We start from the raw sequence: 13,345 nt of genomic DNA on the forward strand, positions 1-13,345 counted from the left end.
TGCCCCGCCGGCCAGGCGACTGCGGGTCACGTGTCACATGGCGCGCCCCGGCGGAGCGGTCCAGCCCGAAGGGCCGTACGTGCCGCCGTAGTAGCCACCGAGCTTGTCCCGGTAGGCCGGGTCTTCGTGCGTGGCGCCGTCGAACTCCGGAGCGGCCTTGATCTGCTCCTTGCTCCGGTCGACGTACACCTTCTGGTCGTCGTGGTCGACGTGGTTCACCACGCCGGCCGGCAACATGACCTTCTTGCCGAAGATCCACGGGCCGGTGTCCACCACCAGGTAGCTGGCGTTGACCTCGTGACTGGCACTGTCGATCTTGCCAATGCCGCCGTCGGTCGCCTCGACCTTGTAGCCCACCAGGTCGGCACCGGTCACCCCGGCATCGTCCCGGTAGCGCCACGGGTCGAACTCGCCCGCGGGCGTGCCGCCCGCGAACGCGCCGCCACCACCATGGATCAGGGGATCCGGCGCCTGCTGCGGGGTCGTCTGAGGATCGAGCCTGTCCACTGGCTATCACTCCTCTTCTCGACTGTCTCGAACGTTCTCCGCTGTCCCGAAGACACCTACCCAGGGCTGTCGATTCCTACACACAAGAATTCGGCGCCCCCCGTGACCGAGCCCCGGAAACCCGAGCGCCGAGTGCGGGGCGCCCGAGAGCAGGGGCGCCGTGATCCGAGCGCCGAGAGCAGGGCGCCGGGAGCGGAGACCCGGCAGTCAGTCCCGCGATGTGGATTTTCCCTCCCACAACCTCGACGGCGTGGCAGAGTACGGTCCGTGACGTGCTCCGCACTGATTATTGGCAACTAGCGCGCCGGCATCCTTCCCGCCGAGCGCGCAGACCTCCCGCATCCCGCGGGGGGTCATTTTGTTTGTCGGGCCAGGAAGGTAGCGGAGCGGGGTGCGCGCCCAGCTCGAAGGAGATCACATGACGTACCAGGTGTTCGACACGACGTTGCGCGACGGTGCGCAGCGCGAGGGGATCAGCTACTCGGTCGTCGACAAGCTGGCCGTGGCCCGGCTGCTCGACGAGTTCGGCGTCGGATTCATCGAGGGGGGCTGGCCGGGGGCGATGCCGAAGGACACCGAGTTCTTCCGCCGGGCCCGGACGGAGCTGGACCTCAAGCACGCCCTCCTCGTCGCCTTCGGCTCGACCCGCAAGGCCGGGGTGGCGGTCGACGCCGACCCGCAGTTGCGGGCGCTGCTCGACGCGGAGACCCCGGTGGTCTGCCTGGTCGCCAAGTCCGACATCCGGCACGTCGAGCGGGCGCTGCGGACCACCGCGGCGGAGAACCTGGCGATGGTCCGGGACAGCGTCGCCCACCTCGTGGCACAGGGGCGGCGGGCGTTCCTGGACTGCGAGCACTTCTTCGACGGCTTCCGGCACGACCCGGCGTACACCGCCTCGGTGGTGGAGACCGCCCTCGAAGCCGGCGCCGAGGTCGTGGTGATGTGCGACACCAACGGCGGGATGCTGCCCTCCCAGGTGACCGCCGCGATCGGCGAGCTGACCGAGCGGCTCGGGATCTCGCCGGCCCGGCTCGGCATCCACACCCAGAACGACACCGGCTGCGCGGTGGCCAACACCATCGCCGCCGTCGAGGCCGGGGTACGCCACTTCCAGGGCACCGCCAACGGCTACGGCGAACGGCCGGGCAACGCCGACCTCTTCGCGGTGGTCGGCAACCTGCAACTCAAGCTCGGGCTACCGGTCCTACCGGACGGGTGCCTGGAGCAGATGGTGCGCGTCTCGCACGCCATCGCGGAGATCGCCAACATCGCCCCCGACACCCACCAGGCCTACGTCGGGGCCGCCGCCTTCGCCCACAAGGCGGGGCTGCACGCGAGTGCGATCAAGGTGGATCCGGTGCTCTACAACCATGTGGACCCCGCTGTGGTGGGGAACGACATGCGGATCCTGGTGACGGAGATGGCCGGCCGGGCCAGCATCGAGCTGAAGAGCCGTGAACTCGGCCTGGACCTGGCCGACCATCCCGACGCCGCGGCGCGGGTCACCAAGAGGGTCAAGGAGATGGAGGCCAGCGGCTGGTCCTTCGAGGCCGCCGACGCCTCGTTCGAGCTGCTGGTCCGCGCCGAGCTGCCCGGGATGAGCGCGCCCCGGCCGTTCGCGCTGGAGTCGTACCGGGTGCTGGTCGAGCACCGCGAGGACGGCGCGGTGGTCTCCGAGGCGACGGTGAAACTCCGGGTACGCGGCGAGCGGGTGATCGCCACCGCCGAGGGGAACGGGCCGATCAACGCCCTCGACGAGGCGCTGCGGGTGGCGCTGCTGCGGCACTACCCGGAGTTGCGCGGGTTCGAGCTGGCCGACTACAAGGTGCGGATCCTGGAGGGCAGTCACGGCACCGGCGCGATCACCCGGGTACTCGTGGAGACCGCCGACAGTGGCGGCCGGGACTGGACCACCGTGGGCGTACACCCGAACGTGGTGGAGGCGAGCTGGCACGCGCTCGTCGACGCGCTGACGTACGGAGTGTTGCGTACCCCGGCCGAGGTCTGAACAGCGACCCGACGGACGGCCCCGCCGCGGTGACTACCGCGAGCGGGGTCGTCGTGTTTCCGGCCCTGCCCGTTGCCGGTTCCCGGAACTGCGGAACGCGAAAAATGAATGTGAGATCCGAGGGTGGTACGCATTCGCGAAAAGCGAACTCGGGATGACGGGATGACGGGCTGTTGCGCGTCGCCACAGTGGACGTACCCGGGCAGGTGAAACCGCTATTGACCTGCTGCTTTGCCGAATGCTATGTTCGCTCATGGTTGTTGAGTGGCCACTCTAAGTAGTATCTGCTGTTGAGCGCGGGGTGACAATCGCTGTCAGTCGGGCGTTCAGAAACCGAAACAATCGTGCGCAAGGGGCTGCACAGTCCTCATTGTCCGATGACTCGTCGTGGAAACGACCATGGCGTCGTGGAAACGACCACGGCAATTGTCGGGCTGGCTATTCCGGTCGCGAGTCTGGACGGGCGAGGGGCGTACCCGGATCAACAGGGCGACAGTTGGGACCCATCTCCACCGTCGGAGAGACCATCACCATCCTGGGTAAAAAGAAAGAGATGACGTCATGGCCAGAATCTTTGGACGTAAGACGATCCTGCTAGCCGTCGGAGCGCTCGCGCTGACCCTGGCCGGCGGCGGCATCGCCGTCGCCGGCCCGAGCCACCGCGCCGATCCCGACGCGGTCCGGGTGAACGGCAAGGTGGTCCAGCAGCCAGCGGTCACCCAGGCCGACATCGACCTGGCCAAGGCGGCGCTGCTCAAGGGCGACGTCGGCGTGCAGGCGTCGAGCGCGCAACTCTTCGCCGTGGTCAGCGCCAACGGCGGCCTGATCCGTGGCAGCCAGGCCGTCTCGGCGACCTCGCTGGGACTCGGCCTCTACCAGGTGGTCTTCAACGTCCCGGTGGCCAGCGGGGCGTTCGTCGGCACGATCGGGCTGACCGGCAGCGTCGGCACCTCACCGTCCGGTCTCATCTCGGTGGTCGGCCGGACCAACCTGGCCCAGGGTGTCTTCGTGCAGACCTGGAACGCGGCCAACCAACCGGCGAACCGCAGCTTCCACCTGGCGGTGTTCCTGCCCTGACCCCGGTGACCGCCGGCCTCCGTGTCCCCCCGAACGGACACGGAGGCCGGCGGCGTCTGGTGGGGTGGGACGGCGCCGAACCCGGTGTGCGGAGGCGGCCGGATCGGCATGCCCGGCCCGATCGGTGCGCCGGTCGGGTCAGCGCGCCGGCAGGGTCAGCTCGGCCAGCACCGGGCGGTGGTCGGAGCCGGGCAGCCGGAACACCGCCACCCGATCGACCGCGATCCGCCGGTCCACCAGGACGTGGTCGATGGTCACCGGCGGGATCGGATCGCCGTCGTACGGGCCCCAGGTGCCGGTCAGCCCTGCACCGACCGTGTCGGCGGCGTCGACGTACCCGGTGTCGAGCAGGTCGCGCAGCGGGGCGTGGTCGAGGGTGGCGTTGAAGTCCCCGGCCAGGATCCGCACCTGCCCGTCCGGAGTGGCCGGTGGCTGGGCCCGCAGGTCCGCGCGCCAGTCCGCCAGCCAGGCCAGGCTGGCCGGCGCCATCGGATGTGCCGACTCCACCGGCACCACCGGCCCGTCGGGGACCTGGATCGTCGCGTACGCCTGGGAGAAGCCGCCGCCGTTGCGCCGGGTACCCGCCTCGCGCAGCGGATGGCGGGAGTACAGCGCCGACCCGGTCGTGCCGACCTCCGGGTTGACCTGCCGATGCGGCAACATTTCGGTCAGGCCGAGCCGGTCCAGTGCCGCCTCGGCCGCCGGGGTGAACTCCTGGAGAGCGAGCACGTCGACCCGCTCGGTCCGGACCAGTGCGACGAGCGCCCGCGGATCGGCTGCCCCGGCGAGCAGGTTGGCGGTGAGCACCCGCAGTTCCGGCCCACCGGCGGCCGGCTGGTGGTCCGGCAGTGCCCGGGGTGCGACAAGCGCGACCAGGACCAGTGCCGCCACGGCGGCGACGCCCGCCGCCCAGGGCCGCCGGATCGCCAGGGCCAGCCCGAGGGGCACCGGCGCCCAGGCCGCGAGGTACGGCGTGAACGCCAGCAGTTGCACCAACGGCCCCCGTTCCAGCCCGGTGAGGCGTACCGCCGCGACACCGAACGCGGGCAGCACCAGCAGCCAGCAGAGCCCGGTCAACGGGCGTCGACGGGTCGGGGCCGGTACGGCCGGGGACTGCCGCTCCGGAGCGAGATCGACATTCACACCGGCACGCTAACCGTCTTCTGTGGAGAGCCGGTGAAGATCGCGTGCAGGGGTGTGGCCTACCGCGGGGCGGGCCAGGTGTTGTTCAGTACCCCGGTCAGCGCGTCGTACTGGTAGACGGTGGTCCGGTGTGGCCCCGCCGCCTGGTGGTCCTTCACCTGGCTGACCAGTACGCCGATCTTCACGTGGTCCCGGCTGACCACCGAGCGCCACGGCACGCCGTCCTTGGCGACGTCGACCTGGTGCGAGAAGTCCCCGTCCGGCGCGGTGATCGAGTAGCGCGGCCCGGCCGGCGGGTCGATGTCCAGCCCGCCGTCGGCCCGGATGGTGAGGGTGACGACCAGGTTGTTCTCCGGGTCGTGGATCTGCGCCGGGTCTCCGGCGTAGAAGCGGCTGCGGCCCTGGCCCTGGATGTCCATCCCGTTGTAGTAGGTCTTGCCCTGCGCGTCGACCCAGAAGTGCGGCACGTGTGCCCGGGGCGCGCTGTAGGTCAGCCCGGGGTAGTACGCGAGATGCCAGTGCGGCGGGTTGTCCGGGTGCAGCACGTTGTTGGTCTCGAAGCCCATCAGCGAGAAGAAGTGCCCCTTGCGGCGGGCCTCGGCGACCAGCCCCGAGTCCTGGAGCACCGCCTCGCTGGCGATCATGTAGTTGATCACCGAGGCGGCCTGTGTCGCCGGCCAGGCGACGGTGGTCCACGGCCCGGCCACCCGGTCCGGGTCGTTGTGCTCGATCCGCCAGTGCAGCCCGCTCGACGTCTCCGGGCTGAGGATGCTCCAGACCTGCACGGTCGCCTGGTTGGCGTTCACCGACGACCAGGTCACCGGCAGGGTGAAGCTGATCCGGTACGGCGCACCGGCGTGCCGGCGGATCGCCAGCCGGGTGTCGGTGGCGACCACCGAACCGACCCAGGTGCCCGGCCAGTCGACGGTGACGGTGACCGCCTCGCTGCGCGGACCCCGGACGAAGGAGTAGTACTCGGCCCGGCTGGCCACCTGGGTCGAGGCGCCCGGCACGAGTTCGTAACCGTCCGGCAGGGTGATCTGCGGCGTGCTCGGCTCGCCGGGGATCGCCTTGACCAGCCGGAAGCCCGCGTAACTCGGCGGCGGGACCGGATCGGGGGCTGCCGCCGCGGGTGCCGCGAAGACCAGTATCGACGCCGCCGCCAGCAGCATTGCTCCGCACCGTCGCAGCAACACAGTGCCTCCCGGTTTAGTCCCGTCCCGGCCCCGGTGACGGGTTTGTGTGCCGCTGATTTTATTGGTACGCCGGAGGTTTTGTGCACCCCGTGTTGCGCCTGTGACAAAACTTGTCATGACGCCGCGGTGACCTCGGGTTTGTCGCAGGCGAGGTAGGGAAGCCCGCACCGTGACGGACATGTCAGACACCGTGGCCAACCGCCCCAGGGCGGTCGAGACGGCTTCCGCCGGCCCCGAGCTGGAACAGGCCCTCTTCGAGGTCAAGCGGGTGATCGTCGGGCAGGACAGGTTGGTGGAACGGCTCTTCACCGCGCTGCTCGCCGACGGGCACTGCCTGCTCGAAGGCGTACCGGGGGTGGCGAAGACCCTCGCCGCGCAGACCCTCGCCGTCGTGGTCGGCGGCAGTTTCTCCCGGATCCAGTTCACCCCCGACCTGGTGCCGTCGGACATCGTCGGCACCCGCATCTACCGCGCATCGTCGGAGAGCTTCGACGTGGAACTCGGCCCGGTGATGGCGAACCTGGTCCTCGCCGACGAGATCAACCGGGCACCGGCGAAGGTGCAGTCGGCGCTGCTGGAGGCGATGGCCGAGCGGCAGGTCTCCATCGGCGGGCGCAGCTATCCGGTACCGGAACCGTTCCTGGTGCTGGCCACCCAGAACCCGATCGAGTCCGAGGGGGTCTACCAGCTACCCGAGGCGCAACGCGACAGGTTCCTGCTGAAGGTTCTCGTCGACTACCCCAGCGACGCCGACGAACTCGCCATCCTCTACCGGATGAGCGCGGAGCGGCCCACCGCGCGGGCCGTACTCGACCCGGAGCGGCTGCGCGCACTCCAGGACCGGGCCTCCCGGGTCTTCGTGCACCACGCACTCGCCGAGTACGTCGTACGGCTGATCCTGGCCACCCGGGACCCGGCCCGGTTCGGGGTGCCGGAGGTGGCGCCGCTGCTCGCGTACGGGGCGAGTCCCCGGGCCACCCTCGGACTCGTCGCCGCCGCCCGGGCCCAGGCGCTGCTGCGCGGCCGGGACTACGTGCTCCCCGACGACGTACGCGAACTCGCCCCCGACGTGATCTCGCACCGGCTGGTGCTCTCCTTCGACGCGATCGCCGACGGGGTGCCCGCCGAGTCGGTGGTACGCCGGCTGGTCGAGGCGGTACCGCCGCCCCGGATCGCGCCGAGCCGCGAGGAACAGCGGCGCGGCCTGGCGGTCGCGTGAACCGGGTCAGCCGGATCGGTCGGGCGACCCGGACCGGTCGGAACGGGGTACCCGCGGAACGGGACGGCGACGCGCCCACCCTGGGGCAGCTCGCCCCCGAACACCGGCTGCGTCGGCTGGAACTGCTCGTCACCCGGCGGCTCGACGGGCTGCTGCACGGCCAGTACCTCGGCCTGCTTCCCGGCCCGGGCAGCGAGTTCACCGGCGCCCGGGAGTACCGGCCCGGCGAGGACGAGGTACGCCGGATGGACTGGGCGGTGACCGCCCGGACCACCCTGCCGCACGTCCGCGAGGTCGACGCCGACCGGGAACTCACCACCTGGCTGCTTGTCGACTCCACCCCCAGCATGGACTTCGGCACCGCCGAACTGGACAAGCGGGAACTCGCGGTGGCCGCGACGGCGGCGGTCGGCTTCCTCACCGCCGGGGTCGGCAACCGGCTCGGCGCCCACCTGCTCGATGGCACCGGAATCCGCCGCCTGCCGGCCCGGACCGGCCGGAACCACCTGCTGGGCCTGCTCAACCTGCTGCTCGCGGCGCCCCGGCGGGACACCGCCGGCCCGGCACCGTCCCTCGCCGACGCGGTGACCACGCTGCACCGGGCCAGCACCGGCCGGGGCCTGGCGGTGCTGATTTCCGACTTCCTCGACGGGCTGCCCGAGGCCGAGGGCGGCACGCCGGCCTGGGAGCGGGCCGTGCGGCGGCTCGGGGTACGCCATCAGGTGCTGGCGGTCGAGGTGGTCGACCCGCGCGAACTGGAGCTGCCGGACGTCGGACTGGTCACCCTGGTCGACCCGGAGACGGGGCGCCGGCGCGAGGTGTCCACAGCGGACCGTCGGCTTCGCCAGCGGTACGCCGCAGCAGCGGCCGCCCAGCGTGAATCGGTCCGGCAGGCGCTGCGCCGCTCGGGTGCCGCGCACCTGTCGCTGCGTACCGACCGGGACTGGGTCGCGGACATCGTCCGGCACGTACACACCCAGCGGCGGCTGGCCGGCTCGGCCCGCCCGCCCGTGGCAGCGGTACGGGGAGGCGCGGCATGACGTGGCAGTCTCCGGAGCGGCTGTTGCTGCTCCTCGGCGTACTCGGGCTCGGCATCTGGTACGTCGTGCTGCAACGCCGCCGCAGCCGGTACGCCGTCCGCTTCACCAACCTGCGGCTGCTGGACCGGGTCGCGCCGGACCGGCCGTCCTGGCGCCGGCACCTGCCGGCCGGGCTGTTCCTGGCCATGATGGCGCTGCTGGTCGTCGGCTTCGCCCGGCCGGAGGCGGAGGTGCGGGTGCCCCGCGAACGGGCAACCGTGATGGTGGCGGTGGACGTCTCGACCTCGATGCTCGCCACCGACGTCGAACCGGACCGGCTGGCGGCGGCGAAGTCGGCGGCGCACCGGTTCGCCGAGACACTTCCGGACGAGTTCAACGTCGGGCTGGTCGCCTTCGCCGGCAGCGCGGCGGTACTCGTACCGCCCGGCACCGACCGTTCGGTGCTGCACTCCGGGATCAGGCGACTCGCCGAAGGGAGTACCGGGGTGCAGGGGACCGCGATCGGCGAGGCGATCGGCACCTCGCTGGAGGCGATCAGGACCTTCGACGCCCAGGCCGACAAGAACCCGCCACCGGCCCGGATCGTGCTGCTCTCCGACGGGGCGAACACCTCCGGGCGCGACCCGATGGACGCGGCCGACGAGGCGGTGCAGGTGGGGGTACCGGTGCACACGATCTCGTTCGGCACCGCCTCCGGCTATGTGGCCCGGGGTGGCCGGCCGATCCGGGTACCCGTGGACGGCCAGACCCTGCGGGCGGTCGCCGAGCAGACCAAGGGCGGCTACCACGAGGCGGGCACCAGCGCCGAGTTGCGGGCCGTCTACGAGGACATCGGGACATCGGTCGGCTACCGCACGGAGAAGCAGGACATCTCCGCCCGGTTCATCGGCATCGGACTGCTGTTCGCCCTGGCGGCGGCGGGCGGCTCGATGGCGTGGTTCTCCCGGTTGCCGTAGACCGCGCCGGCCCGGCTCGGCCCCGCCGAGTCGCCACCGGCGACACCTGCCCGATCCGACGACGCCACTGACGAGGAGTTGAGCTAATGGCAACCCAGACCGGACTCGGCGAGCCCCGCGGTCCGTGGTTCATCTCACCCGATCTCGAACCGGACGGGCGCGGGGTTCCGGGCGTACCCGGTGCGACGCTGCCGGAGCGGGCGGCCCGGCGGCGGCGGGCGCTGCTCGCCGCGCTGGCGGTGGTCGCGCTCTCCATCGGCTCCGGCGGCCTGGCCGGCGGCTGGGTGGCCAGCCAGGAACCGTCGGCGCAGCCGGGCAAGGCGGCGCAGGCCGCGCTGCCGGCCGACCTGGTGGCCGCGGCCGCGCAGGTGGTGCCCGGCGTCGTCTCGGTGATGGTGGCCGGGGGTGGCAAGTCGGCCAGCGGCTCCGGATTCGCCATCGACGACCTGCAACACATCGTCACCAACGACCACATCGTGGCCCGGGGCGGCGGCGGGGAGCCCGACGGCGCGGTGATGGTGGAGACCTCGGACGGCCGGCAGTACCCGGCCCGGCTCGTCGGCCGGGACTCCAGCAGCGACATCGCGGTACTCCGGGTGCCGCCGTCGGCCAACCTGACGGCGCTGCCGCTGGCCAAGCCCGGCGCCACCCGGGTCGGTGAGCCGGTCCTCGCGGTCGGCTCGCCGCTGGGGCTGGCCGGCACGGTGACCGCCGGCATCGTCAGCGCGCTCGACCGCCAGGTGAAGCTGGGCGAGAACCGGCACAGCGCGGTGCAGACCGACGCCTCGATCAATCCGGGCAACTCCGGTGGTCCGCTGGTCAACGCCCGGGGCGAGGTCGTCGGGGTGAACACCGCGATCGCCACCATCGACGGCAGCGGGTCGATCGGGATCGGCTTCGCCATCCCGATCGAGCAGGTGCAGCAGACGGCGGACACCATAATCGGCAAGGGCGGCTGAGTCGTACGGTTGACGGCATGGCACCCCTGACCATCCGACCGGGCCTCGTCATCCCGGAGGCGGAACTGAACTGGCGGTTCTCCCGGTCCAGCGGCCCGGGCGGACAGGGCGTGAACACCACCGACTCCCGGGCCGAACTCTCCTTCGACGTGGCGAACTCGACGGCGCTGCCCGAGCGGCTCAGAACCCGTGCGCTGGACCGGCTCGGCAGCCGGCTCGTCGACGGGGTGCTCACCATCTCGGCGTCGGAGCACCGGGCCCAACTGCGCAACCGGGAGGCGGCGCTGGCCCGGCTCGCCGCGCTGCTGGCGGACGCGGTCGCGCCACCGCCGCCGCCGAGGCGACCCACCAAACCGAGTCGGGGCGCCAAGGAGCGCCGGCTCGCCGAGAAGAAGCGCCGCAGCCAGCTCAAGCAGACCCGCCGCCGCGACGTCGACTGAGGACCCCGACCGGTCGGCCGGCGGGCTGGGTCAGGAGGCCGACGGGACGGGTCACGCGGCCCGCGGAGCGGGTCAGGAGACCGGCGGAGCGGGTCAGGAGGTCAGGGCGGTCAGGGCCAGGTCCACGTCGTGGTCGCTGGAGTAGAGGTGGAACGAGGCGCGTACCCGGCCGGCCCGGACCGCCGCCCGGACACCCGCCGCCGCCAGCTTCTCCGCCGCACCGGGTACGTCGACGGTGACTATCGCGCTGTCCCGGGGCGGCTGGCCGAGCCCGGCCAGGAACCGGTTGGCGAGCCGCACGTTGTGCTCCCGGATCGCCGGCAGCCCCACGTCGACGAGGAGTTCCAGGGCCGGAGCCGCGCCGACGAAACAGAACCAGGCGGGGGAGAGGTCGAACCGGCGGGCGTCGTCGGCCAGCCGCAGCGGCGGTCCGTAGTAGGAGGCGTGCGGGTCGGAGCCGGCGTACCAGTTGGCGGCGAGCGGGGTGATCCTCTCCCGGATCCGGGGACTCAGGTAGCCGAAGGCCGCCCCGCGCGGCGCCATCAGCCACTTGTACGCGCCAACCGCGACCACGTCCGCCCGGCCGGCGTCGAAGGGCAGCCAGCCGCAGCCCTGGGTGGCGTCGACCACCACCAGCGCGTCGTGCGCCTCGGCGGCGGCCAGGATCTCGTCGTACCGGGCCACGGCGCCGTCAGCGGACTGGACCAGGCTGAACGCCACCACGTCGGTGTCGGCGTCGACCGCCTCGGCGAGCCGGTCGGCCGGCACGGTGCGGACCCGTACGCCGCGCTCGGCCTGCACCAGCCAGGGGAAGAGGTTGGAGGTGAACTCCACCTCCGGCACCAGCACGGTGGCTCCGGCGGGCAGCGCGGCGCCGATCGGGGCGAGCAGTTGCGAGACGGTCGCCCCGACTGTCACGTCCGAGACCGGTACGCCGACCAGTTGGGCGAAGGCGGCCCGGGACCTGGCGGTGGAGGAGTCCCAGCCCTCCCAGGAGGTGTGCCCGGTGCGCCAGTCGGCGAGGGCGGCCTGGAGCGCCTCCCAGGCCGGATCGGGCGGCAGGCCGTAGCTGGCGGTGTTCAGCCAGCCCGGCTCGGGCTTCCACAACTGTCGCGCCTCGACTAGATCCACTCGGCAAGCGTAGTACGCCCGTCGAGGGCGCCTGTAACGACGATTACATCCTGGAAGTAGCAGTGATACGAGGGGAGTGTTATCGTCGTTAACGTGGATACGAGAACACGGATACTGCACGCCGCAGCCGACCTGCTGGCCCGGTCTCCGGAGGCGGATCTGCCCACCCGGGCGGTCTGCGAGGCAGCCGGGGTGGGCGCCCCGGCGCTCTACCGGCAGTTCGGTGACAAGGAGGGGCTGCTCGCCGCCGTGGTCGACTTCGGCTACGAGAAGTACCTCTCCGACAAGCGTGCCGCCGTACCCTCCGACGACCCGGTGGGGGACCTGCGCAAGGGTTGGGACAACCACGTCGCGTTCGCGCTGGAGAACCCGAACTTCTACCGGCTGATGTACTCGCCGGGGCTCTCCACCCCGCCGGCCGCCGCGACCGAGGCGCACCAGCTCCTGCTCGGCGTACTCGAACGCTGCGCGGCGGCCGGCCGGCTCCGGATCACTCCGCAGTTGGCCGCCCAGATGGTGATGCCGGCCACCGTGGGGGTGGCGCTGCTGCTGATCACCCGCCCGACCATCTATCCCGACGCCGCCCAGGTGTCGAGGCGGGTACGCGAGGCGATCGTCACCGCCATCGTCACCCCGGACCCCTCCACCGGCCCGGAGCGCACCGCCGAACCGGGTGGTGCGGTCGCGGTGGCCGCCGCGAGCCTCGGCGCGTTGCTGCCGGCGCTGCCGGACAGTCCACTCTCGCCCGCCGAGACCGGCCTGCTGCTGGAGTGGCTGACCCGACTCGCCGACCGGCCCGTCAACGGCTGACCGGCCGGCTCACCAGCGGATGAGCGACCGGCTTGTCGGCAGGTGGGCGGCCGGCTCGAAACAGCACGAACACCGTCCGAATCAGCAAGGAGAATCTCTGTGTCCAGTCCATCCCTACCCGCGGCTCCGAACGCCCGTACCGCCGTCGTCACCGGCGGATCGCGCGGTATCGGTCGCCGGGTCGTCACCCGGCTCGCCGCCGACGGGTTCGCCGTCGTGGTCGGCTACGCCGGCAACCAGGTCGAGGCAGAGGCCGCGGTCCGCGAGGTCGAGACGGCCGGCGGCCGGGCGATCGCCGTACGGGCCGACGTGGCCGACGAGCACGCCGTCACCGAACTCTTCGACACCGCCGAGCGGACCTTCGGCGGCATCGACGTGGTCGTGCACGTGGCCGCCCGGATGCCGCTCGCGCCACTGGCCGAACTCGACCTGGCCGACCTGGACGACCTGCACCGGACGAACATCCGGGGCACCTTCGTCGTCGACCAGCAGGCGGTACGCCGGCTCCGCCCCGGCGGAGCGCTGGTCAACTTCTCCTCCTCGGTCGTCGGGCTGGCCTTCCCGAACTACAGCGCCTACGCCGCCAGCAAGGGCGCGGTCGAGGCGATGACCCTGGTGCTGGCCCGGGAGATGCGCGGCCGGGACATCACAGTCAACGCGGTCGCGCCCGGGCCGACCGCCACCGACCTGTTCCTGGGGGCCAACAGCGAGGAGCGGATCGCCCAGTTGGCGGCCCAACCACCGCTGGAGCGGCTCGGCACCCCCGACGACATCGCCGAGGTGGTGGCCTTCCTGGTCAGCCCGGCCGGACACTGGGTCAACGGCCAGGTGGTGCGGGCCAACGGCGGAATCATCTGAC

Annotated in this window: 13 protein-coding genes; 9 read left to right on the forward strand and 4 right to left on the reverse strand. The window is 71.8% G+C overall.

Translation table 11 applies throughout. The features are described from left to right. Window positions 1–33 precede the first annotated feature (33 nt). Window positions 34–507 carry a PRC-barrel domain-containing protein gene (locus tag CLT71_RS31145; protein ID WP_486483556.1) on the reverse strand — a complete coding sequence of 158 codons (474 nt, stop codon included), beginning with the start codon at window positions 505–507 and terminating at the stop codon, window positions 34–36. Window positions 508–925: 418 nt separating this feature from the next. Here CLT71_RS31145 and cimA point away from each other — a divergent pair, with 418 nt between their 5' ends. Continuing rightward, the gene (cimA, locus tag CLT71_RS31150) at window positions 926–2,515 is read left to right on the forward strand and encodes a citramalate synthase (protein WP_101370241.1); all 1,590 of its coding nucleotides are present in this window, start codon (window positions 926–928) and stop codon (window positions 2,513–2,515) included. A 561-nt stretch (window positions 2,516–3,076) separates the two neighbouring features. Then, window positions 3,077–3,592, forward strand: a complete 516-nt coding sequence (locus tag CLT71_RS31155; RefSeq protein WP_101370242.1) for a hypothetical protein — start codon at window positions 3,077–3,079, stop codon at window positions 3,590–3,592. Between the two features lie 138 nt (window positions 3,593–3,730). Here the strand turns inward: CLT71_RS31155 and CLT71_RS31160 are convergent, their stop codons facing one another. Then, complete coding sequence (locus CLT71_RS31160) at window positions 3,731–4,669, reverse strand: endonuclease/exonuclease/phosphatase family protein (RefSeq protein WP_101370243.1); 939 nt, start codon at window positions 4,667–4,669, stop codon at window positions 3,731–3,733. 125 nt (window positions 4,670–4,794) lie between these two features. Further along, complete coding sequence (locus tag CLT71_RS31165; RefSeq protein ID WP_143743688.1) at window positions 4,795–5,931, reverse strand: hypothetical protein; 1,137 nt, start codon at window positions 5,929–5,931, stop codon at window positions 4,795–4,797. Between the two features lie 169 nt (window positions 5,932–6,100). Here CLT71_RS31165 and CLT71_RS31170 point away from each other — a divergent pair, with 169 nt between their 5' ends. The 5 genes from CLT71_RS31170 to arfB all read left to right on the forward strand — a co-directional run bounded on the left by CLT71_RS31170 (window position 6,101) and on the right by arfB (window position 10,545). Further along, a complete protein-coding gene (locus CLT71_RS31170; RefSeq protein WP_101370245.1) occupies window positions 6,101–7,150 on the forward strand; it encodes an AAA family ATPase in 1,050 nt (349 codons plus the stop codon). A 14-nt stretch (window positions 7,151–7,164) separates the two neighbouring features. Continuing rightward, window positions 7,165–8,190, forward strand: coding sequence for a DUF58 domain-containing protein (locus CLT71_RS31175; RefSeq protein WP_486483736.1), 1,026 nt, complete (start codon window positions 7,165–7,167; stop codon window positions 8,188–8,190). Further along, window positions 8,187–9,146, forward strand: a complete 960-nt coding sequence (locus CLT71_RS31180) for a VWA domain-containing protein (RefSeq protein WP_101370246.1) — start codon at window positions 8,187–8,189, stop codon at window positions 9,144–9,146. The genes CLT71_RS31175 and CLT71_RS31180 overlap by 4 nt, the downstream gene beginning before the upstream one ends. Before the next feature lie 86 nt (window positions 9,147–9,232). Further along, window positions 9,233–10,105 (forward strand): trypsin-like peptidase domain-containing protein, encoded by an 873-nt coding sequence (locus tag CLT71_RS31185; protein ID WP_101370247.1) that lies wholly within the window; start codon window positions 9,233–9,235, stop codon window positions 10,103–10,105. A 17-nt stretch (window positions 10,106–10,122) separates the two neighbouring features. Beyond that, window positions 10,123–10,545 carry an alternative ribosome rescue aminoacyl-tRNA hydrolase ArfB gene (gene arfB / locus CLT71_RS31190; protein WP_101370248.1) on the forward strand — a complete coding sequence of 141 codons (423 nt, stop codon included), beginning with the start codon at window positions 10,123–10,125 and terminating at the stop codon, window positions 10,543–10,545. A 93-nt stretch (window positions 10,546–10,638) separates the two neighbouring features. Here arfB and CLT71_RS31195 read toward each other — a convergent pair whose 3' ends face one another. Further along, window positions 10,639–11,676 (reverse strand): aminotransferase class V-fold PLP-dependent enzyme, encoded by a 1,038-nt coding sequence (locus CLT71_RS31195; protein WP_101370249.1) that lies wholly within the window; start codon window positions 11,674–11,676, stop codon window positions 10,639–10,641. 93 nt (window positions 11,677–11,769) lie between these two features. On the opposite strand from CLT71_RS31195, the gene CLT71_RS31200 reads away from it, so the two are divergent. After that, complete coding sequence (locus CLT71_RS31200) at window positions 11,770–12,486, forward strand: TetR/AcrR family transcriptional regulator (RefSeq protein ID WP_101370250.1); 717 nt, start codon at window positions 11,770–11,772, stop codon at window positions 12,484–12,486. Between the two features lie 99 nt (window positions 12,487–12,585). Continuing rightward, window positions 12,586–13,344 (forward strand): Rossmann-fold NAD(P)-binding domain-containing protein, encoded by a 759-nt coding sequence (locus CLT71_RS31205; RefSeq protein WP_486483557.1) that lies wholly within the window; start codon window positions 12,586–12,588, stop codon window positions 13,342–13,344. Window position 13,345: the final 1 nt, after the last annotated feature.

This window comes from Plantactinospora sp. CNZ320 (assembly GCF_002846275.1).